This window comes from Pedobacter sp. KBW01, assembly GCF_003852395.1.
Taxonomy (GTDB): Bacteria; Bacteroidota; Bacteroidia; order Sphingobacteriales; family Sphingobacteriaceae; genus Pedobacter.
In genome coordinates, this window is the sequence record NZ_QAJQ01000014.1 from 59,711 (window position 1) to 86,115 (window position 26,405).

19 protein-coding genes and 3 tRNA genes are annotated in these 26,405 nt (G+C 38.9%); 2 read left to right on the plus strand and 20 right to left on the minus strand.

Annotation, left to right across the window (positions count from 1 at the left end):
* Positions 1–46: 46 nt before the first annotated feature.
* The gene (locus DBR40_RS15780; RefSeq protein WP_124560724.1) at positions 47–700 is read left to right on the plus strand and encodes an IS1096 element passenger TnpR family protein; all 654 of its coding nucleotides are present in this window, start codon (positions 47–49) and stop codon (positions 698–700) included.
* A gap of 69 nt (positions 701–769) precedes the next feature.
* Entirely contained in the window at positions 770–1,699 is a 930-nt protein-coding gene (miaA, locus tag DBR40_RS15785) for a tRNA (adenosine(37)-N6)-dimethylallyltransferase MiaA (protein WP_124560725.1), read from the plus strand.
* 55 nt (positions 1,700–1,754) lie between these two features.
* Here miaA and DBR40_RS15790 read toward each other — a convergent pair whose 3' ends face one another.
* From DBR40_RS15790 to DBR40_RS15885, 20 genes are all read right to left on the minus strand, one after another.
* Positions 1,755–3,044, minus strand: a complete 1,290-nt coding sequence (locus DBR40_RS15790; protein WP_124560726.1) for an SGNH/GDSL hydrolase family protein — start codon at positions 3,042–3,044, stop codon at positions 1,755–1,757.
* A 12-nt stretch (positions 3,045–3,056) separates the two neighbouring features.
* Complete coding sequence (locus DBR40_RS15795; RefSeq protein WP_124560727.1) at positions 3,057–4,280, minus strand: OmpP1/FadL family transporter; 1,224 nt, start codon at positions 4,278–4,280, stop codon at positions 3,057–3,059.
* Between the two features lie 76 nt (positions 4,281–4,356).
* On the minus strand, positions 4,357–4,668 hold the full coding sequence (locus DBR40_RS15800) for a DUF3467 domain-containing protein (protein ID WP_029279713.1): 312 nt from the start codon (positions 4,666–4,668) through the stop codon (positions 4,357–4,359).
* Between the two features lie 90 nt (positions 4,669–4,758).
* On the minus strand, positions 4,759–6,993 hold the full coding sequence (locus DBR40_RS15805; RefSeq protein WP_124560728.1) for an alpha-L-fucosidase: 2,235 nt from the start codon (positions 6,991–6,993) through the stop codon (positions 4,759–4,761).
* Positions 6,994–7,072: 79 nt separating this feature from the next.
* Positions 7,073–9,109: a beta-N-acetylhexosaminidase gene (locus tag DBR40_RS15810; RefSeq protein ID WP_124560729.1), complete on the minus strand. Its 2,037-nt coding sequence runs from the start codon at positions 9,107–9,109 to the stop codon at positions 7,073–7,075.
* On the minus strand, positions 9,106–9,894 hold the full coding sequence (locus tag DBR40_RS15815; RefSeq protein WP_124560730.1) for a glycoside hydrolase family 16 protein: 789 nt from the start codon (positions 9,892–9,894) through the stop codon (positions 9,106–9,108). The genes DBR40_RS15810 and DBR40_RS15815 overlap by 4 nt, the downstream gene beginning before the upstream one ends.
* Positions 9,895–9,900: 6 nt before the next feature.
* Positions 9,901–11,028, minus strand: coding sequence for an SGNH/GDSL hydrolase family protein (locus tag DBR40_RS15820; RefSeq protein WP_158674061.1), 1,128 nt, complete (start codon positions 11,026–11,028; stop codon positions 9,901–9,903).
* Positions 11,029–11,308: 280 nt separating this feature from the next.
* Positions 11,309–12,913 (minus strand): sulfatase, encoded by a 1,605-nt coding sequence (locus DBR40_RS15825; protein ID WP_124560732.1) that lies wholly within the window; start codon positions 12,911–12,913, stop codon positions 11,309–11,311.
* 148 nt (positions 12,914–13,061) lie between these two features.
* The gene (gene rpoC / locus DBR40_RS15830) at positions 13,062–17,348 is read right to left on the minus strand and encodes a DNA-directed RNA polymerase subunit beta' (RefSeq protein WP_124560733.1); all 4,287 of its coding nucleotides are present in this window, start codon (positions 17,346–17,348) and stop codon (positions 13,062–13,064) included.
* A 75-nt stretch (positions 17,349–17,423) separates the two neighbouring features.
* A complete protein-coding gene (gene rpoB, locus DBR40_RS15835) occupies positions 17,424–21,227 on the minus strand; it encodes a DNA-directed RNA polymerase subunit beta (protein WP_039482036.1) in 3,804 nt (1,267 codons plus the stop codon).
* A 157-nt stretch (positions 21,228–21,384) separates the two neighbouring features.
* Positions 21,385–21,762 (minus strand): 50S ribosomal protein L7/L12, encoded by a 378-nt coding sequence (rplL, locus tag DBR40_RS15840; RefSeq protein WP_010601097.1) that lies wholly within the window; start codon positions 21,760–21,762, stop codon positions 21,385–21,387.
* Positions 21,763–21,826: 64 nt separating this feature from the next.
* A complete protein-coding gene (rplJ, locus tag DBR40_RS15845) occupies positions 21,827–22,348 on the minus strand; it encodes a 50S ribosomal protein L10 (RefSeq protein WP_039482033.1) in 522 nt (173 codons plus the stop codon).
* Between the two features lie 2 nt (positions 22,349–22,350).
* Positions 22,351–23,049: a 50S ribosomal protein L1 gene (gene rplA / locus DBR40_RS15850; RefSeq protein ID WP_025143259.1), complete on the minus strand. Its 699-nt coding sequence runs from the start codon at positions 23,047–23,049 to the stop codon at positions 22,351–22,353.
* Between the two features lie 20 nt (positions 23,050–23,069).
* Positions 23,070–23,513 (minus strand): 50S ribosomal protein L11, encoded by a 444-nt coding sequence (gene rplK, locus DBR40_RS15855; RefSeq protein WP_010601094.1) that lies wholly within the window; start codon positions 23,511–23,513, stop codon positions 23,070–23,072.
* A gap of 311 nt (positions 23,514–23,824) precedes the next feature.
* Positions 23,825–24,364: a transcription termination/antitermination protein NusG gene (gene nusG / locus DBR40_RS15860; protein WP_010601093.1), complete on the minus strand. Its 540-nt coding sequence runs from the start codon at positions 24,362–24,364 to the stop codon at positions 23,825–23,827.
* A gap of 9 nt (positions 24,365–24,373) precedes the next feature.
* The gene (gene secE / locus DBR40_RS15865; RefSeq protein WP_029279332.1) at positions 24,374–24,571 is read right to left on the minus strand and encodes a preprotein translocase subunit SecE; all 198 of its coding nucleotides are present in this window, start codon (positions 24,569–24,571) and stop codon (positions 24,374–24,376) included.
* A 90-nt stretch (positions 24,572–24,661) separates the two neighbouring features.
* Positions 24,662–24,735: transfer RNA gene (locus tag DBR40_RS15870), tRNA-Trp, on the minus strand.
* A 56-nt stretch (positions 24,736–24,791) separates the two neighbouring features.
* Positions 24,792–25,979 (minus strand): elongation factor Tu, encoded by a 1,188-nt coding sequence (gene tuf, locus DBR40_RS15875; RefSeq protein WP_047798116.1) that lies wholly within the window; start codon positions 25,977–25,979, stop codon positions 24,792–24,794.
* A 116-nt stretch (positions 25,980–26,095) separates the two neighbouring features.
* A tRNA-Thr gene (locus tag DBR40_RS15880) sits at positions 26,096–26,167 on the minus strand.
* Positions 26,168–26,240: 73 nt separating this feature from the next.
* Positions 26,241–26,316: transfer RNA gene (locus DBR40_RS15885), tRNA-Gly, on the minus strand.
* Positions 26,317–26,405 lie beyond the last annotated feature (89 nt).

Sequence of the window (26,405 nt, forward strand, 5' to 3'; positions counted from 1 at the left end):
GCGATAATGCAAATTAACTTTATTTTTACGGTTCCAAAATACAATAATGGCTATTTATAAATTTAGAATTACTTTCGAAGATTATGATGATGTTGTGAGAGAGATCGACATTAAATCAAATCAGACATTTGAAGATCTGCACAAGGCTATCCACAGATCAACAGGTTATAATGCAGAAAAATCTTCGTCTTTTTATGTAAGTACTGATAACTGGTTAAAAGGTGATGAAATCGCTTATTTACCGAGCGAGCGTAAAAAAGATCGTGTAGTTTTAATGGGAAATTCGAAATTAAGCGGTTTTATTGAAGATCCACACCAGAAATTTTATTACATCTATAATTTCGACCGTCCTTACGATTTCCACGTGGAACTGGTTAAAATTATATTAGATGCTGATCCGAATATCGAATATCCATTTTTAGCTAAAAGCAGTGGCGAAGCACCTAAAATTTTCGAAAGCAGTAATGCGCCTGTTACCGATCCTGGTTTGGCTGCCGCTGGTGCCGCTGCAGGTGAATTCGATTTCTTAAATGAGATGAATTTTGTACCCGAAGATACTGATGAATTAGAAGCTATGGGCGACATGGGAATTAATGAAGAAGAACGTGATGAGGATGAAGAGAGTGAAGAAGATGAGTTCGGCGACGAGTTTTCTGATAATGACAGCTATGAAGATGACAGTCACAAAGATGACTATTAATCTGCTCAATAAAATCTAAATTATATCAAGTCAGGTGTATAACATCTGACTTTTTCATTTAAAAACGTTATGCTCACTACAAGTAGCACTGATAAAAAAACAAAAACCTTAATCTCCATAGTGGGGCCTACCGCAATTGGTAAAACTGCTCTGGCTATTCAGCTGGCACAGCATTTTGGCACTGAAATTATTTCTGCTGATTCGCGCCAGTTTTTTAAGGAAATGGAGATTGGTACAGCCAAGCCCGATGCAGGGGAACTGGCAGCAGCTAAGCACCATTTTATAAACTCGCACTCAGTAGCACAATTGTTCAGCACGGGCGATTTTGAAGTGGAAGGTTTAAAAGTGCTCGATCAGATTTTTGAAAAACACGATATAGCCATCATGGTAGGTGGCTCGGGGCTTTATATCAATGCCTTGATTAATGGTTTGGATGAAATGCCTGATATTGATCTAACCATCAGAGAAAAGCTAAATCAACAATTTGAAACGGAAGGCATTACTGCCATCCAGGAACAGTTGGCAGCAGCAGATCCCGAGTATTTTGCAAAGGTAGACCAGCAAAACCCGCAGCGGATGATCAGAGGGCTGGAAGTCTTTTTATCAACCGGACAAAAACTTTCCTCCATGCTCTCGGCTACCAAAAAGGAACGGTCATTTAATATCATCAAAATAGGCTTAAATACTGACCGGGCTGTCTTATACGACAGGATTAACAGAAGGGTTGACCAAATGATGGATACTGGCCTTTTAAACGAAGTGAAGGGGTTGGTTGATTTCAGGAAGTACAATGCCCTCAACACAGTTGGCTATAGCGAAATTTTCGACTATTTAGATGGAACTATTTCTTTAGAAGAAGCCATAGCAGCCATTAAACAGAATACCCGCCGTTTTGCCAAACGCCAGCTTACCTGGTTTAGAAGAGACGAGGAAATTAATTGGTTTGAGCCTGACGAAAAGGAGAAAATAATTAAATTGATAAACGAAAAACTGAAGTAGCAAAAAAGGTTCTGAAAAATTCAGAACCTTTTTTTATTGAAGTAATTGACTTGAATTAATTCGGGAACTTCACTCCTCTATACTGTGTAATATCAACCGTTGGCACAGTAGAACCATATTTGGCATTAATAGCCTCAATAAATACATTGGCAATTACAGCATTTCCGCGTGGCGTTAAATGGATACCATCTAAAGAAAAGGCACCACCAGTAATAAATGCTGAATTAATGCCAACCCCCTGAATATTCATACCTGTTTTAACCTGATTAAAATAATCATAGGTATCGGCAATCGCTAAACCTTTGCTAGTAGCTAAAGATTTAATACTGCCATTGTAACTATTTACATAATCTTTAACTTTAACTACTTCGTCTTTATCCAATACCCAGTTATTGGCAATTGGATTTAAAGGATGTAAGCCATAAGGAATTGTACCCTGGCCGAATAAACCAGCAGATTGAAACGGCAAACGGATTAAATCTTCGGCAGTTGCTGCCCTAACCGTACCAGTACCCGTTTGGATATATACTGCTGTTGCCGCAGGGTTAATAGCTTTTGCCGCGGCAAGTAAAGCGGGTACCGTTACGGTATTAAAATAAGGAATAGCTGTTACATCCGGAATGGTAGCTACGATACCTTTTTGACCGCCGGCAGTTAATACATTTAACAAATTGGCATACAATGAAGAAAAGGTAACCTTATCAGTTAAAGCTGTAGTCGGATCGGTAGAAACAGTAACTGCACCATTTAAAGCATAACCCAATACATCATTATTACCTAACCAAAGCGAGAAAAAGGTATGGTTTCTGCCCTGAATAAACTGGAAATAATTGGTTTTTCCTACCTGCGCATCTGCCAACAAACGCTCAAAATAAGGATTAGCGGCACTAAAGGTTAAGGTCGGATCGAAAGATAAATCGACGCGCATACCTGGAATACCCAGATTTTGGATTTCACCACTGTATTTATCTAAATGTTTTGCAGCGTCTCTGTAAGCCAACTTCTCTATAACTGGCGTTAATGTTGGCGTACCATTTACCAACGCTGTTAAAGCAATATATCCTGAACCGTTTGAATGCTCATCAGTGAAAAACGGTGAAGTAAAAGCACCACCGCCAATAGTAGCCATTTTAGCTGCAATTAAGTTCGGATACGCTACTTTTTGCCCTTCTAGGTATAATCCACCATCAGCATAGCCTGAAGTTAATGAGTTGCCAACCGCAATGTATTTGCTAAAATTAGCCTGACCTGCTGTTGAGCCTGCAGGTGTTTCTATTTCGGGTTTGCAAGCTGCTGTAAAAAGAATGGCAGCGGCAATGAAACTATTTAATATATATCTTTTCATTTATAATCTCTCCTACCATTTATAAGTTAATGAAATACCTGGTGCATAAACCAAAGTTTTAAATGTACCGTCTAAACCAGTTTCAATGTTCTTCTGCTTACGCGATTTCACATCTTCGAAGAAAAATGAAGCATTTACCTCGAAATGACTGGTAGGCGTGTAACCTACACCTGCACTTAAAATATAACGGTCGGCATCTGGTGCTTCGGGTGTGACATAACCATCCTGAACAGGAGAGAAAGCATACCCCACACCTGCCCTTAACGCCAGTTTTTCTGAAGCCTGGTGATTGACTCCCAGTTTAAACGAAGAACCGTCACGATAATTGCGCGCAGATTTGGTATCAGCCAATGCCGGCGTATTGGTAGCATAATCAAATGATAAATCCTGATAAATATGCCACTGTACCCAACTGGCATCAAAAGCCAAAGTGGTGCTTTTAGATAGCGGAATACCTATTCCTAAACTTGTGGTTGCCGGTAGAGGCAATTCGGCAGTAAAAGTATTACCTGCCGGGAAAGAACTTCTTAATGAATTTGGAACATCGAATTCGGCTGATCCACCATCAAGTTTCGTAATTACTTTTGATTTGTGTACTAAGGCAAACGAGATGTTGCTTAGTGTTTTAATGTATAAACCAGCATTCCAGCCATAACCTTTTCCGGTACCCTCTAAAGTAGCATGTCCGGAACGGCCATCAGGAAAATTAACAGGAAGTGCGCGTTGCAGATTTACATCGCCATGGTTATACACGAAGCCGGCACCAATACCAATACGATCGGTTATTTTAATACTCAGCGTAGGCTGAAAATAAATGGCTTTTAAGTTTAAAGAGGTTAAGGCATATTTGCCCGACCAGTTGTCGCCCCAATCTACCAAACCGCCGAAAGGAGTATAAACCCCCAAGCCCAGTTTCCACTTGTTAGATTTTGGCCCCCAAACAGCATAAAATTCAAATGGTGGTGCAATTTTGTTCTTTACATTTTCTGTAATATTTGAACCGGCTTGCTTAAATGCCGATTTAAACAATAGTGGGTTTACGCCTGCTGAAACTGAGTTTTTCTCTAAGAAAGTTACTGCACCAGGATTATAAAAAACAGAAGCTTCATCTAAAGCCAGTGCAGAACCTGCACCCGCCATACCAATTTGTTTCTGTCCTTGTAAATTAACCTGAAAGCCCTGCCCCAAAACCCATAGTGGGGCAGAAAGTAATACGCTCAATAAGATTTTTTTCATTATAGATGGTTGTAGCACAAATATATATTATGCTAACATAGCAAACAAACATTTGTTTGTAAGAATCTTAATATACTTAGGCCTGAGCGGTGGGGCCTCCGAAGCCCATTGGAAATGGCGGTTCTTCCTGGGTTTTAATGCGTCCGTTTACGGCTTCGAATTTCTGAATATTATCTTCAAGTGCTGACAATAAGCGCTTTGCATGTTCAGGGGTTAAAATAATCCTCGATTTAACTTTTGCTTTTGGTATACCAGGCATTACACGAATAAAATCCAATACAAATTCGGTATTCGAATGAGTGATAATAGCCAGGTTTGAAAAAATCCCTTCAGCAATTTCTTCTGATAACTCTATATTTAACTGGTTTTCGTTTTGTTGTTCTTCCATAATAACTCAAAAATAAAAAATTCCGCTGCTTAATAGCGGAATTTAAAATATAATGTTCGAAATTAATTAAGGGCTAGCCCTGATTGAAAACTATTTCTCCAAAAAATCTAGCTCTGCAATGGCCAGTGCTTTTTTACCACCTGCAATTAGTGTAGCTTTTACTTGTACATATTTAGCCGAAATTGATTTTTTAAAATAATGTGTCCTCGGTGTGGGATCGTTAATTAAATTCCCAAATTCGAAAGCTTCTGCATCTTCCCAGTTTTTGCCATCATTGCTTATTTGAATCACACCTTTCTCCATCATGCCATCTAAAAATTGTGCGGTTGGTGTGTAGATAAATCCTGTTAAATTGTAGTGATTGCCTAAATCCAGTGCGATTTTATGCTCAGTATCGTTTGCGGTAGATAACCAGTAACTTTGTTTATTGGCATCGAAGGCCATTCCTGCCGTGCGTTTATTTATTTCGCTGTCGGCACCTAACAATTTCCAGCCCTTTTTAATTATGCCGAAAGTTTCGGTGGCCAAAGCCCCCTTTTCGTTGTTAATAATTGCTATCGCTTTTACCTCACCTTTAACAATCTGCACCGGCCCTGTATATTTAAGAGCGCTTGCACTGGGTACACTACCATTGGTGGTATAATAAATTCCTACTCCCTGGTTAAGATTGGCAGTAGCATTTTCGCCGTGTGGTTTCCAGCCAAATACATGTGTTTTTGGCGCAATAGTAGTTAAACCATTAATATCTCTGGTAAACTGCAATTGTGGTGGGTGGGTGCGATAATAATGTGCCGAAATGGTAGCTATCGACGGATTTTCTCTTGATGAAAGTACTGTTAACCTAAACTTTGAAGCAGTAATTTCGGGAAAACGTAAAATACGTTTGTAGCCGATATTTGTAGCTTCAGCTATTTTTTGCCACTTATTACCTATCCAGGCTTCTAACTGGTGCTGCACTACGCGTTCACTGTAGGTGGCAATATTCTCTTGTAATACAATCCGGTTTAATTTAACTGGTTTAATGGAGGTAATTTCAATACTTTTTTGTTTGCTATTCAATAAAACATAGGTATTCAAATCGTTATCCAATACCTGCTTTGCTCCTTTCGCGCCAGCAAATAAGTTTTTACCATAAGTTTCGTTAATTCGTTTACCAACTTCATTCAGCACTTGTGCATCTTCATCAGAAAATTTACCCTCCCGGTTTGGTGGTATATTGAGTAAAAAGGTCGAATTTCCGCCTACCGAGCGTTCATAAATATCAAAAACATCATCTGCACTGCGCACTTTTTGTTTTTCATCATCACGATAAAACCATCCTTCCCTGATGGAGGTATTGGTTTCTGCTTGCTGATAGTGCAGGTATTTGGCTTTGTAAAGCTGTTCATCACTGCCCAGATCTTTATCAGTAAGATCCGGAAAATGTGTTGCTGTATCCGGGTTTTCACTATAAGGCAGAACATTCCATTCTGTACTGCGTGTTGCTCCGGCTTCGTTTCCGCACCAGCGGATGTCTTCGCGACCAAAAATTACAGCCTTCGGAGCCAAAGTGTGAATCAGTTTTTTCCATGCCAGATAATTGTATTGCTGCCCGCCTTTTGTTTTAGGATGGGCGCCATCAAACCAAACTTCATCGATTGCCCCGTACTCAGTTAAAACTTCAAATAACTGGTTCAAAAAATATTCATTGTAATCATCAACTTCGAATTGAAATTTTGTCTGGTTAGCAAATGGCCTTCCGGCAACTTCGCGTGGAATGGTACGTTTGGTAATTTTGCTCAAGTTGCCGTACAAACCTTCAGTATCTTCCATTTGAAATAAATCAGCAGGCGATAAATAAATACCAAGTTTTAATCCGTATTTCTTGCAAGAGGCTGAAAGATTTTTTAAAATATCGCCCTTGCCATCTTCAAAATTTGTCGACATGATCCCATGTTTAGTGTAGCGGCTCTGCCACAGCACAAAACCGTCATGGTGTTTCACTGTTAACAATACCATTTTCATACCAGCGGCTTTCATAGCCTGGCACCACTGGTCGGTATGCAGTTCTTTCAGGTCAAAAATTTTGGGATCTTCTTTACCATTCCCCCATTCCATTCTCGTAAAGGTGTTAGGCCCGAAGTGGATAAAAGCTATAAATTCGTTTTTTAAAGCGCCTAACTGGTTTGGTGTAGGCACCACATGTATTGCCTTTTCCAAAATAGAGGCTTTGTTATCGCCAGAAGTAATGGCAATAGTGTTTTGTGGTTTTAAATTATCGCTTTGCGCTATGGCACTTCCAATAAAGGAAGCCACAAAAGCCGATGTAATCAATATTTTTTTCATTAAATATTTGTGTGTTTAAAATTATTATTTGGTTCAGGTTAATTTATAAACTTTGTTAGCCGCTTATTAATCTATATTATCATTTTTCACTTGCTTTCAAGTTAATAGCTGTATCGCTAACCCATTTGCCACTGCTTTGTTTAACAGGAATAAAAGCAAACATCCAGTTCTGTCCGGTAATGGGTTTTGGTACTTTAACCAATATGCTATTCCAGCCTTTTTTAAGCTTTACAAGAGCTGGCTTACGCGACCAGAAAAATTCTTCATCGGTATAAGGTATTTCATTAGCTGAGGTAAACCAGGTTGGTTTAAGATTTTGATTTGCACCTGGGTTTAGCCAAACCGGACCGGTTAACTGTAAATCGTTAATATAAACTTCGCCGCCATTGGCATCCCATTTTCCGTTCTGAGGTATGCCTGCACTTTGCCTGTTAGACCTTGCTGGGGTTTCGAAACCAATTAAAGCGTTTATGGTGCTATCGGCTTTGCAAAAGATAAACGATGTAAAATCGACCTGCGTTAAACTATCAATAGCTTGTGTGGTCATTAATGTTTGATTTATTCTGATTACTGTTCCGGCAGCTTTTTGAACAATTGGTGTTAAATCAGCTTTATCTTTTTTGTAAACTTTACTCAGTTGCCATTCTGCTTGTGAACTATTGAAGTAAGGAAATACAAGTTGTTTAAAAAAACGGCTTTGGTGTTCAGTTAAACGCTTTTCGAATTCGGCAAAATACTGATTGGCTGCTGTATTTTTTAAGGGCAAAACATTCAGATAATCTGGTTGGGCTGCTGCCCTGCCGCACCAAACGGCTTCGCTATAAGCCAGTGCTCCCGGCCAAACCGGATTGTGCAGAAAAATTTTCTCTTTATCGGCAACCCTGGTATCTGGCCAGCAGCATAAAATACCACCCAAAGCATTTTTATCACCTTGTGGTTGGTTACAAATCTGTTGAAAAAAGTAACGTTGAATTAAAGTAATTGCATCATAAGAATTTAAATACCCTCCGTATGAGTCGATGATGGGGTTTTGGTCAATTTTTTCCACCTTAGCTGTTGCTTCTTCACTCCAAAGTTGCTGTATGCTTCCTGTTGCAGGAGGCAAACCTGGATTCCAGACCATTACTTTACGCCCATTAGCCAAAACCTTATTACTCATCCTGCCAATAAATTCTTTTGGGTTTGAAATATGAACCTCGTCTGAACCTATGTGTATAACCGGACAATCGGCTGCAGGAATCTCTCTACAAAACTCATCTATAAGCTTTTCTAAAGTCTGCATGCCCTGCTCGCTTTCCATCTTAAAACCAAAAACCCGCTGGAAGTAGGCACTATGGCCTGGCATATCTAACTCTGGAATAATGGTAATAAACCTTTCCCTGGCAAATCGAATTAATTCTTTAATATCAGCAAAACTGTAACTGCTATCCGGGTCGCGGTTAGCCAGCCTGAATCTAGCTTCGTTAAGTTGCGGAAAAATTTTACTTTCTACCCGCCAGGCCGGATTATCGGTTAAATGCCACTGAAAGGTATTGTACTTATAACGTGAAAGTATTTCCAGTTGCTTTTTTAACATCGAAATACTTTGAAAATTCCGGCCATTATCGTGCATAAATCCTCTCACTGCAAAAGCCGGCCAATCTGTAATGGTACAAAAAGGAAAAGTTATTAATCCCTTTTCTTTCTGCATTAACTGTCTCAATGTTTGAATGCCATAATATACCCCGTTAACATCTGCTGCCTGAATGCTGATACCAGTTTTAGAAATGGAAAGCTGATAGCCTTCTTTTTTTAGATCTGGTAGATTTGCAATTTTTAAATTTACCAGTACTTTGTTTTTAGTTGCCGGGGTCGCAATGATGATACCACTATCAGCAAATAAGCGTTTTAAAGCTGCTAAAGCTAGTGGAGCACCTTTGGCATTAATAACAACTTGTTTAACCTTAAGCCTACCCTGCTGCCAGGCCACTTTTTGAGGAAACGGAATAAGGGACACTGGTGCAGAATTTAATGCCTGAAGTGAATGGTTGCTAATCCAATTGCCATTTTTGGTTTGTGCACTTAAATTAAGATACAAACCAATTATTATCGCGCAAAGCAAGAGTTTTTTCATCATTTGTTATCGTTTTTAAGCGGATAAAACTTTACCCAATCAATTTCCATTTCTACAGGCAAATCGGCATCTTTTATTTTGCCTACCCAGCTCCCGCCCAATTGCATATCGAGCAGCAAATAATGCTTTACATTAAAGGGAAACTGGCCTTGTAAAGTGGTTGCTATTTTGGGGTAAGTAAATGCCTTCCTGTTATTAACAAAGAATACCAAACTATCCGGGTGTTTCTCTACGGCATAAGTATTAAAATCAGCAGGGTTGATTTTTGCAATACCACCAGATTTTGGCTTATCTTTTATTTTAAGGGTTAATGTGTAATAAGTATGGATAGTTTGGTAGGCAATGGAATCGAAATTTAACCGTTCCATAATGTCAATTTCACCACCATCAGGCCACTTACTGTTTTCAGCGAGCATCCAGAATGCCGGCCAGGCGCCCTGAGCACCATTTAGTTTAGCCTTAATTTCTAAACGGCCAAAACCAAAGGCTAACTTATCTTTAGTATAAATGCCGCCTGTTAAATACCGGGAAGTATCCTTCGAAAAATCATTATTTTTTATTCCGCGAAGTATCATTTTACCATTCCGCAAGGCATAACAACTATCGTTATTGCTCATATGCCTATTCCAGTCAGCACCTCCACGGGGTATTTTAGACCAATATTGGGTATTAAAAGTCCCTTTCTGATTAAAATCCTCAGTCCATGAGGGCCGCCCATGATAAGCTTTATTAACTGAACATGAATACAATAAAACCAGAAGCAGTGCTAACCATTGAAATCTTTTCATATTCAATTATTTTTTAGTGTTTAAAATTTTCCTGATTATTTTTTCATAGGCATCTGCGTATCGCATCATACCCAAATCGTTCGGATGTGTGCCATCTATGGTGCTATCGTCGGTAAAGCCGATATCTTTTGCGGTTAAGATATAAAGTCCCTTTACACCTGATTTTTTGATTTTTTGATAGGTATTGTTCAGTACCTGGGAAGTCCAGATGTACTTTCCTGTAAGCGCCAAATCTAAATTGGCACTTGCTAAACCAACACTATGTTCAACCAATAATATGGGCGTATTAGGATGTTTTTCCTTTAAAATTTGTACTGAGGTAGTAATTCGTTTCTCAATTTCTTCAGCAGGATAAACGGTTTTATCAGTTAAATTTGGCTGGCAATCGAGTACAAAAAGTTTAGCTGCTGTACTGCTCATTAAATCAATCAGTGGTGCTTCCAACCTTCCGTTGCCCGAAAACCCCAGGTTAATTACTGGCTGGTTTAATTTTCGGCCTAAAATATTGAGCCAGGCCATTCCAGGCCTGCTTGCACTGGCTCCTTGCATAATCGAAGTTCCATAAAACACTAAAACAGGCTGTTCTTCTACCTTTTCTACCGTAAAGTCATCGTTTGTAGCTACACCTATTTTTAACCATTTTGGAGTATTGTATAAAGGCAGGTATAAGCGAAGTTTTTTGATTTTTACATTCGGGTTAAAATTTTCGTAACTGTAGGTAACCGTATCATTATAACTGTATGCAGCTTTGATCCAGTGCCATTTATTTTCGGTATCCTGTGCATATAAATCCAGGCCGCTCACACCTAAAGTTGGCATGTTATCTAAACTTTTTCCCCCTGCCAGCTGATATTTCACTACAATTTTCTTCGCGTTGGTATTGAAATCTATATACTCACCTGCTGTATTCTTTGCTAAATTCCAAACTTCTTTCCGTACCGTTTTTTCGGCCGCTGAGGGTAAGCGATTATAATAGTTGGCACTATCTGTATTCTGCCAGGCTTTTCCCTTTAGTGTAGTATAAGGGTATAGTTTCGGATTAAACCATTTCAAACCGGTATCGGTCTGTGCATAGCCTACCAGGCTATACACCATAAAGGCAACAAGTGCCCATAAAAAAGTAAGAGGTTTCATATGTTGTGTTTGTTTTGTGTGTTCAATTATAATCCTGTACTTCCTGTTGGCAGGTACAAGCTGAGCAGTTTTTAACATTCATTAAAAGCTACTCAGTACTAAGTTAATTAAACCCTATGCAATAAGATTAAAGATTGAAATCAAGCGCTTACGCAAACGTTTGAGATTTTGTAACAAAATGGATAGCTAGCAGACGAACAAAAAAAGCCCCATCCGGGGCCTATCTATTGCTGTAAAAACCAAAACATAATAACCGTTTTGGTGTTAAAATTTTTGATAACTATAAGTTCTGATTAAAGACTTTCAGGGCTTCTTTATCATCGTAAGCTACAATTAATGCTTTTAGTTTCTTTTTGAGCTCATTTTTGATTGCGCTATAATGCTTATCGTCGATAATATTTTTCAATTCGCTGGGATCTTTCTTCAGATCATACATTTCCCAGGCCTCTGTACCTTTATAAAAACGAACCAGTACGTAATCATCTGTGCGGATGCCAAAATGAGGCGATACATAATGTGGCCCGGGATATTCATAATAATGATAATAAGCACCCTCTTTTGACCAGTTTTTGATTTGTGGGTTTTTCAATACTGGCAGAAAAGATTTGCCTTGCATAAAACCTGGTTTTTGAATGCCCGAAAAATCCAGAATGGTGGGTGCCCAATCTACATTAGATATGATCTGGTTTAATTTTTTATCCTTAAGTGCCGGAAGTTGGGGCATTCGGATAATGAACGGCGTACGAAGTGATTCTTCATAAATAAAACGTTTATCGAACCAGCCGTGCTCGCCCAGATAAAAACCCTGATCAGATGCGTAAATAACGATGGTATTCTCACTCAAGCCATTTTTCTCCAGGTAATCTAGTATTTCGCCGATATTTCTATCCAATGATTTTGCCGTCGCATAATAATCTTTCATGTACCGTTGAAATTTCCATTCCTTTAACGCGTTACCGGTTAAATTCAACTGTTCAAACTCTTTAGCGCGATGGCCATAATAGTTACGATATGCTTTGCTTTGCGTACTATCCATGCGCGCGTATTCGCCCTGCTGGTAATAACGCATCATAGATTCTTCGATTTCCTTACCTTTAACTACTGGCCGGACAGGCTGGTTATTTACCTTCGGTTTTTCTCCAAAAGGCTGGTTAATTTTTAAATCAGTTTTAAGGGTCAGCACCTCTCCAACGCTCATTAACTGTTTGGCAGCTGCTGTCCTTCCCTTGTAATCGTCGTAAAAGGTTGCGGGTAATGGAAACTTTATCGAATCGTAAGCACCCAGGTCTTGTAAATCGGGTAACCACTCCCTATGTGTTGCTTTCTCGCCTACAACCAGAAAAAAAGGTTTATCGCGATTTCTATCATTTAAATATTTTTTAGTGAGTTCTGTTATCACTTCTGTTACGTAACCATGATACAGCACTGTATCGTTCTTTTGATTGATAAAATCAGGATTGAAGTAATGGCCCTGAACAGGCATCACATTCCAGTAATCGAAGCCCTTTGGCAAGCTTCCCAAATGCCATTTACCAATCCAAGCGGTTTGGTAGCCATTTTCACTTAAAATTTCAGGTAAAAAACGCTGATTGGTATCTAAAACACCATCGTTTACTTTGTAGCCATTTTTATGACTGTATTGGCCAGTAATAAACGCAGCACGGCTTGGTCCGCAGATTGCATTGGATACAATTGCATTATTAAACAAAGCTCCTGATTTTGCCAGTCGGTCTATATTGGGTGTATTCACCAATTTGTTTCCGTATGCACCAATAGCCTGATAAGCATGATCATCGGAAAGAATAAAGATAATATTAGGCTGCTTATTTTGTGCAAAAGCCAATGTTTGGAAGCAAAGGAATAACAGGATTAATAAGTTCTTCATATGGATGGATAATTGGGATTAGCCGAAGCGTGAAACGATACAAATATAATTTCTTTTTGTCGTGGGCATATCATAGCGTATCAATTTAGGCTGTAAACAAAAAAACCCCGACGAAATGCCGGGGTTTAAATTATCATGCGCTTAAATATTAAGCTTCTACTTCTTCTTGTTTAGAAGCTAATAATTTATCGTATTCTTCCTGAGAACCTACAATGATACGCTCGTAACCACGTACACCAGTACCTGAAGGGATTAAGTGACCAACGATTACGTTTTCTTTCAAGCCTAACATATTATCGCGTTTACCTGCAATCGCTGCCTCATTTAATACTTTCGTAGTTTCTTGGAACGAAGCCGCAGAAATGAACGATTTAGTACCTAATGATGCACGGGTAATACCTTGTAAGATAGAACTGGCAGTTGCCGGTCTTGCATCTCTAACCGTAATCTGTTTTAAATCTTTACGTTTCAACTGAGAATTTTCATCTCTTAATCTACGTAATGAAACAATCTGACCTGGTTTTAGATCATTTGAATCACCTGCATCTTCAACAACTTTCTTGTCGTACATTGCATCGTTCTCTTCAGCAAAATCCCAACGATCTACCGCGTTATTTTCTAAGAAAATAGTATCTCCCGGGTCCTCGATGTGAACTTTCTGCATCATCTGGTGAACAATTACCTCGAAGTGCTTATCGTTAATTTTCACACCTTGCAAACGGTAAACTTCCTGAATACCATTTACTAAGTATTCCTGAACCGCTGCTGGTCCTTTAATTGATAAGATATCAGCCGGAGAAATTGAACCATCAGATAATGGCATACCTGCTTTCACAAAGTCATTATCCTGTACAAGGATGTGTTTAGACAATGGAACCAGATATTTTTTAACTTCTCCGTCTTTTGATTCGATTGTGATTTCACGGTTACCACGTTTAACACCACCTAAAGTTACCACACCATCAATCTCAGTTACAACAGCTGGGTTAGATGGGTTACGTGCTTCAAATAATTCAGTTACACGAGGTAAACCACCCGTAATATCTCGGGTTTTACCAGTTGCACGTGGAATTTTAGCGATAATCTGACCAGTTTGGATTGCTTCACCTTCATCAACTGAAACGTGAGCACCTACCGGAATGTTATAACCTTTAATCATTTCGCCTTTTTTATCAACGATCTGAACTGAAGGGTTTTTCGTTTTATCACGTGTATCTATAATTACTTTTTCACGGTGACCAGTTTGCTCATCTGATTCCTCACGGAAGGTAACACCTTCAATAATGGCATCAAACTGTGCTTTACCTGCAAATTCAGAAAGAATAACCGCGTTGTACGGATCCCATGAACAGATTTTATCACCTTTAGCTACTTTATCGCCTTCTTTAACGAATAAGAATGCACCATAAGGAATGTTATTGGTTACAATAACACGTCCGCTTCCTGGCTCAACAATTCTAAATTCACCTGAACGGCCTAAAACAACCTGTACAGTACCATCTTCTGTTTGTGTATCTACGGTACGGATATTTTCGAATTCAACGACACCATCAAACTTAGCTACGATGTTAGATTCTGCAGCAATGTTTGATGCAGTACCACCCACGTGGAAAGTACGAAGTGTTAACTGTGTACCCGGCTCACCGATTGATTGTGCTGCAATTACACCAACTGCCTCACCTCTTTGAACACGTTTACCAGATGCTAAGTTACGACCATAACACAGTGCACAAACACCACGTTTAGATTCGCAGGTTAATACTGAACGAATTTCGATACCTTCTAAAGGCGATTCGTCGATTAATTTAGCAACTTCTTCGTTAATATCTTCGCCAGCACCTACCATTAATGTATTATCCAAAGGATTATATACATCGTGTAATGAAGTACGGCCTAAAATTCTGTCGTATAATGGTTCAACAATATCCTCGTTATCTTTTAACGCAGTGGTGTACATACCTCTTAAGGTACCACAATCGTTATCGTTAACAATCATATCCTGAGCAACATCATGTAAACGACGGGTTAAGTAACCCGCATCAGCTGTTTTTAACGCCGTATCCGCCAAACCTTTACGGGCACCGTGCGTAGAGATAAAGTACTCTAATACCGATAAACCTTCTTTAAAGTTTGATAAGATCGGGTTTTCAATGATGTCACCACCTGAACCTGATTTCTGAGGTTTCGCCATCAAACCACGCATACCGCAAAGCTGACGAATCTGCTCTTTAGATCCACGTGCACCAGAATCAAGCATCATGTAAACTGAGTTAAAGCCCTGGTTATCTGAAGATAACTGAGTCATAACGAAAGTAGTTAACCTGTTGTTGATACGGGTCCAGATATCGATAATCTGGTTGTAACGCTCGTTGTTGGTAATGAAACCCATGTTATAGTTGTTTCTTACCTCTTCAACTTCGTTAGCCGCCTGCTCTAATAATGTATGTTTTTCTACCGGAATGTTTACATCTTGTAAGTTGAACGATAAACCTCCCTGGAACGCCATTTTGAAACCTAATTCCTTAATATCATCCAGGAACTGAGAAGCACGTGCCATACCAGTCATTTTAACTACCTCACCGATAATATCTCTTAACGATTTTTTAGTTAATAACTCGTTGATGTAACCAACTTCTTCGGGAACCATTTGGTTGAATAATACTCTACCAACAGTAGTTTCAGTTAATTTGTTAACGATAGAACCGTCAGCTTGTTTAACATTTACCCTTACTTTGATAAATGCGTGCAAGTCTAACTCTTTCTCATTATAAGCAATAATAACCTCTTCTGGTGAGTAGAAAGCAGAATCCTGTCCTTTTACAACTCTTGTTTCGTCAGTTCTGCGGCCTTTAGTAATGTAATAAAGCCCAAGGACCATGTCTTGAGAAGGTACCGTAATCGGCGTACCGTTTGCAGGGTTTAAGATGTTGTGTGCAGCCAACATTAATACCTGGGCTTCCAAAATTGCTGCATTACCTAACGGTAAGTGAACAGCCATCTGGTCACCGTCAAAATCGGCGTTGAATGCGGTACAAACTAATGGGTGTAACTGGATTGCTTTTCCTTCAATTAGTTTTGGCTGGAAAGCCTGAATACCTAGTCTGTGTAGTGTTGGTGCACGGTTTAATAATACCGGGTGACCTTTTAATACGTTCTCCAGGATATCCCAAACTAAAGGATCTTTTCTATCCACGATTTTCTTAGCGGATTTAACTGTTTTTACCACACCACGCTCAATCATCTTACGGATGATGAATGGTTTGTAAAGCTCAGCAGCCATATCTTTAGGAATACCGCACTCGTGTAATTTAAGGCTAGGCCCTACAACAATTACCGAACGAGCTGAATAATCCACACGTTTTCCCAATAAGTTCTGACGGAAACGACCTTGCTTACCTTTCAAAATATCTGAAAGTGATTTTAAGGCACGGTTACCTTCAGTTTTTACCGCGTTAACTTTACGTGAATTATCGAATAACGAATCTACAGCTTCCTGCAACATACGTTTTTCGTTACGTAAAATTACCTCTGGTGCTTTAATCTCGATCAAACGTTTTAAACGGTTGTTACGGATAATTACACGACGGTATAAATCATTTAAATCGGAAGTAGCGAAACGACCACCTTCTAATGGAACCAATGGACGTAATTCTGGTGGAATAACCGGAACGATTTTAACAATCATCCACTCAGGGCGATTCTCGATACGTGTATTAGCGCCACGGAAAGCTTCAACAACCTGAAGACGTTTTAAAGCCTCATTTTTACGTTGCTGAGAAGTTTCGTTAGCTGCCTGGTGACGTAAGTCGTAAGATAAAGTATCTAAATCAATACGTTTTAATAAATCTTCTAATGCTTCAGCGCCCATTTTGGCGATGAATTTATTAGGATCTTTATCGTCTAAGTATTGGTTTTCTTTAGGTAATTTATCTAAGATATCTAAATATTCCTCCTCTGTTAAGAAGTCCATATAGTTGATACCTTCCTCGGCCATTAAGCCCGACTGGATAACTACGTAACGCTCGTAATAGATAATTAAATCTAATTTTTTAGTAGGTAAACCTAATAAATAACCGATTTTGTTTGGTAAAGAACGGAAATACCAGATGTGCGCAACAGGAACCACCAAAGCGATGTGCCCCATACGCTCACGACGTACTTTCTTTTCAGTTACTTCAACACCACAACGATCACAAACAATACCTTTATAACGGATACGTTTGTATTTACCGCAATGACATTCGTAATCTTTTACCGGACCAAAAATACGCTCACAGAACAAACCATCACGTTCAGGTTTGTAAGTACGGTAGTTAATGGTTTCTGGTTTCAACACCTCACCGCTTGAGCGTTCCAGAATAATCTCCGGAGACGATAAGCTAATCGTGATTGATGTGAAATTGCTTTTTAATTTATTATCCTTTTTGTAAGACATACTTATGTAAGGTTAAAGCGGAAAGCTTAAAGACCAAAGCTGCTTTGAGCTTTAGTCTTTAGTCTTTCGGCTTAATTAATCTAATGTAATATCTAAACCTAAACCACGTAACTCGTGTACCAATACGTTAAACGATTCTGGTACACCCGGAGTTGGTAGGTTTTCACCTTTAACAATGGCTTCGTAAGTTTTGGCTCTTCCGATTACATCATCCGACTTAACGGTTAAGATCTCCTGAAGAATATTAGCAGCACCGAATGCTTCTAATGCCCAAACCTCCATCTCACCAAAACGCTGACCACCGAACTGGGCTTTACCACCCAATGGTTGTTGTGTAATTAACGAGTATGGTCCGATTGAACGGGCGTGCATCTTATCATCAACCATGTGACCTAGTTTCAACATGTAGATAATACCTACAGTTGTAGTCTGATCGAAACGCTCACCTGTTAAACCATTGTATAAGTAGGTTTTTCCTGAAGCAGGAACACCCGCTTTAGCAATCCACTCCTCTACCTCATCATGCGTAGCACCATCAAAAATCGGGGTTGCAAATTTAACACCCAATTCTTTACCGGCCCATGCCAATACGGTTTCATAGATCTGACCAAGGTTCATACGTGAAGGTACACCCAGTGGGTTCAACACAATATCAACCGGGCTACCATCAGCTAAGAAAGGCATATCTTCATCACGTACAATACGTGCAACAATACCTTTGTTACCGTGGCGACCAGCCATTTTATCACCTACTTTTAACTTACGTTTTTTAGCAACATAAACTTTTGCCATTTGTACAATTCCCGATGGAAGCTCATCACCTACACTAATTGCAAATTTATCGCGTTTGTAAGCACCAAGCTCTTCGTTAACACGGATACCGTAGTTGTGAAGCAACATTTTAATTAGCTCGTTTTTATCGTCATCAGTAGTCCATTTGTTAGGGCTAATGTGGTTATAATCAAGCTCTGCTAAAATTTTCTGAGTAAATTTAGCGCCTTTAGCAACTAATAATTCTTTGTAAATGTTAAATACACCTTGTGATGTTTTTCCGTTTACAATAGCGAATAATTTGTCAACTAATTCGTTCTTTAACTTCTCAGTTACTGTGTTATAGCCTTTATCTAATTTCTCAATTGCCGATTTCTCTTCAGCTTTTGTAGTTTTCTTAGCACGGCTGAATAATTTAGTATCAATTACCACACCCTGGATTGAAGGAGGAGTTTTTAAAGACGCATCTTTAACATCACCTGCTTTATCACCAAAGATTGCACGTAGTAATTTCTCTTCTGGTGAAGGATCAGACTCACCTTTAGGGGTAATCTTACCAATTAAAATATCACCTTCTTTTACTTCAGCACCGATACGGATAATACCGTTCTCATCAAGGTCTTTTGTAGCCTCTTCAGAAACGTTCGGGATATCTGGTGTTAATTCCTCTTCTCCACGTTTAGTATCACGTACTTCTAATTCAAACTCTTCAATATGCAATGAAGTGAAAACGTCATCGCGAACAATACGCTCGTTGATTACAATCGCATCCTCAAAGTTGAAACCTTGCCAAGGCATGAATGCCACTTTCAGGTTTCTACCCAATGCCAATTCGCCATCTTCAGTTGCATAACCTTCACAAAGAACCTGACCTTTACTTACTTTCTGACCTTTCTTAACAATTGGTTTTAAGTTGATACAGGTATTCTGGTTGGTTTTTTTGAATTTGATTAAACGGTATGTTTTGCTATCACCTTCAAATGAAACTAAACGATCATCTTCGTTACGCTCGTATTTAATGGTAATTTCGTTTGCATCTACATATTCTACAACACCATCACCTTCTGCATTGATCAAAGTTCTTGAATCGCGGGCAACGCGACCTTCCAAACCTGTACCAACGATTGGTGCTTCAGGACGTAACAATGGTACGGCCTGACGTTGCATGTTCGATCCCATCAACGCCCTGTTCGCATCATCATGTTCTAAGAACGGAATTAACGAAGCAGCAATTGAAGTAATCTGGTTAGGTGCAACGTCCATCAAGTCTAATTTCTCAGGCTCGATAATCGGGAAGTCACCCTCGTAACGTGCTTTAACACGTGGAGTAGAGAACACACCTTTATCATCGTACTCAGCATTAGCCTGAGCAATGGTTTTACCATCCTCATCTTCTGCCGATAAATAGATAACATCTGAATCTACAACTACTTTACCATCTTCAACGCGTTTGTATGGTGTTTCAATGAAACCTAAATTGTTGATTTTTGCATGCACACAAAGTGATGAAATCAAACCAATGTTCGGTCCCTCTGGAGTTTCAATTGTACATAAACGACCGTAGTGCGTGTAGTGAACGTCACGTACCTCGAAACCAGCACGCTCACGGGATAAACCACCCGGACCTAAAGCTGATAAACGGCGTTTGTGTGTAATCTCTGCCAATGGATTGGTTTGATCCATGAACTGAGATAACTGGTTTGTACCAAAGAAAGAGTTGATTACTGATGATAACGTACGGGCGTTAATCAAATCAGTTGGTGTAAACACCTCGTTATCGCGGATGTTCATACGCTCACGGATTGTTCTGGCCATACGGGCTAAACCAACACCGAATTGTGCGTACAACTGCTCACCTACCGTACGTACACGACGGTTTGATAAGTGATCGATATCATCCACCTCTTCTTTAGAGTTGATCAATTTGATCAGGTATTTAACAATTGCGATAATATCTGCTTTCGTTAATACCTTTACATCATCAGGGGTATTCATTTTCAACTTACGGTTGATGCGGTAACGACCAACATCACCTAAGTCATAACGTTTATCCGAGAAGAATAAACGATCGATGATACCACGGGCAGTTTCCTCATCAGGTGGTTCTGCGTTACGCAAAGCACGGTAGATGTTTTCAACAGCTTCTTTCTCTGAGTTTGATGTATCTTTTTGTAATGTATTATATATAATGGTATAATCGGCCTGGCTCGCACCATCTTCCTTAGAAAGGATAATAGTTTTAACACCTGCTTCAATAACCATATCAATGTGTTCGTCTTCTAAAACGGTTTCTCTTTCAAGAATCACTTCATTACGGTCGATAGAAACTACCTCACCAGTATCTTCATCAACAAAATCTTCAACCCATTTCTTCAATACCCTTGCAGCCAGTTTACGACCGATGTATTTCTTTAAACCTGATTTACTAACTTTTACTTCGTCAGCAAGATCAAAAAGTTCTAAAATGTCTTTATCAGAATCGTAACCGATAGCACGCAATAAAGTGGTAACCGGGAATTTTTTCTTACGATCGATGTAAGCATACATTACGTTGTTAACGTCTGTAGCAAACTCGATCCATGAACCTTTGAAAGGGATAACACGTGCTGAGTACAATTTGGTTCCGTTAGTGTGACGGCTCTGGCCGAAGAACACACCCGGAGAACGGTGTAATTGCGAAACGATAACACGTTCTGCACCGTTGATAACAAACGTACCTTTTGGTGTCATATACGGGATAGTACCTAAATACACATCCTGAATAATGGTTTCAAAATCCTCATGTTCAACATCGTTACAAGAAAGCTTCAGCTTTGCTTTTAATGGAACATTGTAGGTTAATCCACGCTCAATACACTCATGTATATCGTAACGTGGCGGATCAACAAAATAATCAAGAAATTCTAATACGAAGATATTTCTCGAATCTGTTATTGGAAAGTTTTCAGCAAACACTTTGAACAAACCCTCGCTAGAGCGATCGTCTGATGTGGTATCTATCTGGAAAAATTCTCTGAATGATTGCAATTGCACATCCAGAAAATCCGGATAGTCTATAATGTGCTTACTAGTTGCAAAATTTACTCTTTGTTCGACTGTCTTTGCCAATGGACTAAAAGATTTTAGTTTAAGAATAAACTATTTGTTTGGTTCGAATTTCAAACAGGCTCATTAACCAAACAAAATGAGATGTTTATAAACAGGTAAAGACACCGACATTTTCAGTCGGTGTCTAATACATTTTTAGCTTAGCTAAGTTAAGTGATTACTTAATCTCAACTACTGCTCCAGCTTCTTCTAATTGTTTTTTAAGAGCTTCTGCTTCGTCTTTAGCAACACCAGCTTTTAATTCTTTTGGTGCTCCGTCTACTAAGTCTTTAGCTTCTTTCAAACCTAAACCAGTTAAGTCTTTAACAAGTTTTACAACTGCTAATTTCTGACCACCAGCTTCTTTTAAGATTACATCAAAAGATGTTTTTTCTGCAGCAGCAGCAGGTGCATCACCACCAGCAGCAGGACCAGCAACTACAGCAGCAGCTGCAGGCTCAATACCATACTCATCTTTTAAGATTTGAGCTAATTCATTAACTTCTTTTACTGTTAAGTTTACTAATTGCTCAGCAAACGCTTTTAAATCTGCCATTTTATTAAGATTTTAAAAATTTACGTGTAATAATTTTGTTTAATTTGCGAACTTAAGGTGTTCGTTAACCTTCTCTTTCTTGTAGAGTTTTAACAATTCCTGCAATTTTGCTACCGCCTGATTGAAGTGCAGATAGAACATTTTTAGCTGGTGATTGTAATAATCCAACGATATCTCCGATAAGCTCTTCTCTTGATTTCAAGCTTACTAAGTTATTCAATTGGTCATCGCCAACGTATACTGATGAATCTATAAATGCTGCTTTAAGCACTGGTTTATCAGATGTTTTTCTCAAAGCTTTAATCAACTTAGCCGGAGCGTTTGCTGTTTTTGAGAATAATAATGATGATGAACCTTTTAATGCTTCGTATATCTCAGAAGCGTCGCCTTCTAAACCTTCAATCGCTTTGCGGATTAAAGAATTTTTAGCAACTTTCATTACGATATCGCCTTCAAAACATTTGCGACGGATGTTATTAATCTGCTCAACAGAAAGGCTAGAAGTATCAGCAATATAAAAATTGCCAAACTCTTGCATTTGTCCTTGTAGTTCTAAAACTACTTCGTTTTTTTCTTCTCTGTTCATGATTAGATCCCCGCTACTGATTTGGTTTCAATTGCAATCCCAGGACTCATTGTAGAAGACACGTGAATGCTCTTAAAATAAGTTCCTTTTGCAGCAGATGGTTTTAGTTTTGAAATCACCTGAATAATTTCAAGTGCGTTCTCATAAATTTTATCTGCCGGGAATGATACTTTTCCTATCGAGGCGTGTATGATACCCGTTTTGTCTACTTTAAAATCAATCTTACCTGCTTTAACCTCAGTTACAGCTTTACCAACTTCGTTAGTTACTGTACCTGATTTTGGGTTAGGCATTAAGTTCCTTGGACCTAAAACACGGCCCAATTTACCTACCTTAGCCATACAAGCTGGTGTAGTGATAATAATGTCTACATCGGTCCAACCACCTTCAATTTTAGCTACATACTCGTCTAAACCTACGAAGTCTGCGCCAGCTGCTTTTGCTTCTTCTTCCTTATCAGGAGTTACTAAAGCTAAAACACGTACAGTTTTACCTGTTCCGTGTGGTAAAGTAGCAATACCACGTACCATTTGATTGGCTTTACGTGGATCTACGCCTAAAGATACATCAATATCAACTGAAGCATCGAATTTAGTAGTAGTGATTTCTTTTACCAAAGCAGCAGCATCCTTCAAAGTATAAGCTTTGCCAGCTTCTATTTTAGCATGTGCCTTTTTTTGATTTTTAGTTAATTTCGCCACTGTTGTAAACTGTTTTTTAATTAATTGTTCCAGGGTGCGTCACCAGAAACGGTGATTCCCATACTGCGTGCTGTTCCAGCAACCATACTCATTGCTGATTCGATTGTAAATGCATTTAAATCAGGCATTTTATCCTCAGCAATAACTTTAATCTGGTCCCAGGTCACCGACCCAACTTTCTTACGGTTAGGCTCAGCAGAACCACTCTGTAATTTAGTAGCATCTTTTAACTGGATAGCTACCGGAGGGGTTTTGATGATGAAATCGAATGACTTATCAGCATAAACAGTAATTACAACTGGCAATACTTTACCTGCTTTATCTTGGGTACGAGCGTTGTACTGTTTGCAAAACTCCATAATGTTCACCCCTTTAGCACCTAATGCAGGCCCTACTGGTGGCGATGGATTTGCCGCTCCGCCTTTGATCTGTAATTTGATCATTGCACTGACTTCTTTTGCCATTTTGTGTTTTTTGTTTATTTAAAACTCAATGTTAAATATTGGAAGCATGTAACATTTATTTCCTTAGGGCTCCTATAAAGCTTAAAGGACTGCAAAGATATGGATTAACTTACAGTAAAACAATAGTATCAATAAAAATTAATTATTAATTCGTATGAATCTCGTAAAACTGCATCTTTTAGTTAAAAAGAGGAATTAAGAACTTTTTGATATTTAACGGATAAGCTGCTCAGCTTATTGCCCGCTCACCGTTATTATGCATAAAAAAGCCCCGAATTGCTTCGAGGCTTTAAAATATCTTAAGTACAATCTTACTCTTTTTCTACCTGCATGTAGTTAAGCTCCAATGGAGTTTTACGTCCGAAGATTTTAACCATAACTTTCAGTTTTTTCTTCTCTTCGTTTACCTCTTCGATAATACCTGAGAAACCATTGAAAGGACCATCCATTACTTTGATGTTTTCGCCAACATAGTAAGGAACATTCATGGTTTCGCCTTGCTCACTCATTTCATCAACCACACCTAAAATACGGTTAACTTCTGCCTGGCGCATTGGAATTGGATTACCGGCTTTATCACCTAAGAAACCAATTACACTGTTAATACCTTTAATGATGTGCTCTAACTCACCGTCTAAGGTAGCTTCGATTAACACATATCCAGGATAAAAGTTGCGTTCTTTGGCAATTTTTTTACCATCTTTCATTTGGTAATATTTTTCCATCGGGATTAACACCTGAGGAACCAAATGAGAGAAACCTAAACGGCTGATCTCAGCATCAATGTACTGTTTTACTTTCTTTTCTTTACCGCTTACAGCCCTTACAACGTACCACTTTAGATCGCTCATTCGTAAATATTAATTAGAAAGTGATTTATAAAAAGTATCTAACACAAATGTAGATCCTTTATCCATTGCAAAAATTACCAATGCAATAATTAAAGAAGCAACCAATACCAGAATAGCAGAACTTTGCAGTTCGCCCCATGTAGGCCAGGTAACCTTCTGGGTCATTTCATCGTACGATTCTTTTATAAACTCAACTACTTTAGCCATATTTATTATAATGATTAAATGATTGAGCTAGTGAGAGACTGAATGTAAACACATTCAACCGTTATAAATTCACTAATTCAATCATTATTTTGGCACGGGAACAAGGATTCGAACCCTGATCAAAGGTTTTGGAGACCTCTATTCTACCGTTGAACTATTCCCGTGTATTTTAAAAAGAGCTAGCCTGAACCAGCTCTTTTTGTATTGTTGTAGCTTAAAATTAAGCTAAGATTTCAGTTACCTGACCAGCACCTACTGTTCTACCACCTTCACGGATAGCGAAACGTAGACCTTTTTCCATTGCAATCGCGTTAATTAATTTAACTGTGATTGTAACGTTATCACCTGGCATTACCATTTCAGTTCCTTCAGCTAGTGAGATCTCACCAGTTACGTCTGTGGTACGGAAATAGAATTGAGGACGATATTTGTTGAAGAATGGAGTGTGACGACCACCTTCTGCTTTTGATAATACATAGATCTCAGCTTTGAAATCAGTGTGAGGAGTTACTGAACCTGGTTTACAGATTACCATACCACGACGGATATCAGTTTTCTCAATACCACGTAACAATAAACCTACGTTATCACCAGCTTCACCGTAATCTAAGATTTTACGAAACATCTCAACACCAGTTACTGTAGATTTTAAGTTCTCAGCACCCATACCCAAGATCTCAACTGGATCTCCAGAGTTGATTACACCACGCTCAATACGACCAGTAGCAACAGTACCACGACCTGTGATTGAGAATACATCTTCAACTGGCATTAAGAAAGGAAGATCAGTTAAACGTGGAGGAATTGGAATGTAGCTATCTACAGCATCCATTAACTCCATGATTTTACCAACCCATTTCGGATCAGCATTTAATCCACCTAAAGCAGAACCTTGGATTACTGGAATATCATCACCTGGGAATTCATAGAATGATAATAATTCACGAACTTCCATTTCAACTAGTTCTAATAATTCTGGATCATCAACCATATCCACTTTATTCATGAATACAACTAATGAAGGCACACCAACCTGACGAGCCAATAAGATGTGCTCTCTAGTTTGTGGCATTGGACCATCAGTAGCAGCAACAACGATAATTGCACCGTCCATTTGAGCAGCACCAGTAACCATGTTTTTCACGTAATCCGCGTGACCTGGACAGTCAACGTGTGCATAGTGACGGTTAGCTGTTGAATACTCAACGTGAGCTGTATTGATTGTAATACCTCTTTCTTTTTCCTCTGGAGCAGAGTCAATTGAATCGAATGAACGTGCCTCAGATAAACCAGCATCAGCCAAAACTTTTGTAATAGCTGCTGTTAAAGTTGTTTTACCGTGATCCACGTGACCGATTGTACCGATGTTTAAGTGCGGTTTACTGCGGTCAAATTTTTCTTTTGCCATTTTATTTATAACTAATTAGTAGGTTAACTTTTTATTATTTCTTATTTATTGTTTTTTCAACACAAAAAACCTTGCTATTCTGCTTAAACAGATTTAACAAAGCTTTATTATACCTGAGCCAACTATGGGAATTGAACCCACGACCTCTTCCTTACCAAGGAAGTGCTCTACCGCTGAGCTAAGTCGGCTTTTAGTTTTCAGTTTCAGCATTTGGCCTTAAATTTTAAACCGTATGAGTAACTGCCCACTTTCTAATTCTATTGGAGCGGAAGACGAGGTTCGAACTCGCGACCTATAGCTTGGAAGGCTATCGCTCTACCAACTGAGCTACTTCCGCTTTTAAAAAATTAGTGATTGATTGAACGAATGAATGACTTAATTATCATTAAAACATTTAGTCATCCATTCATTTAAAGTGTGGGGAGA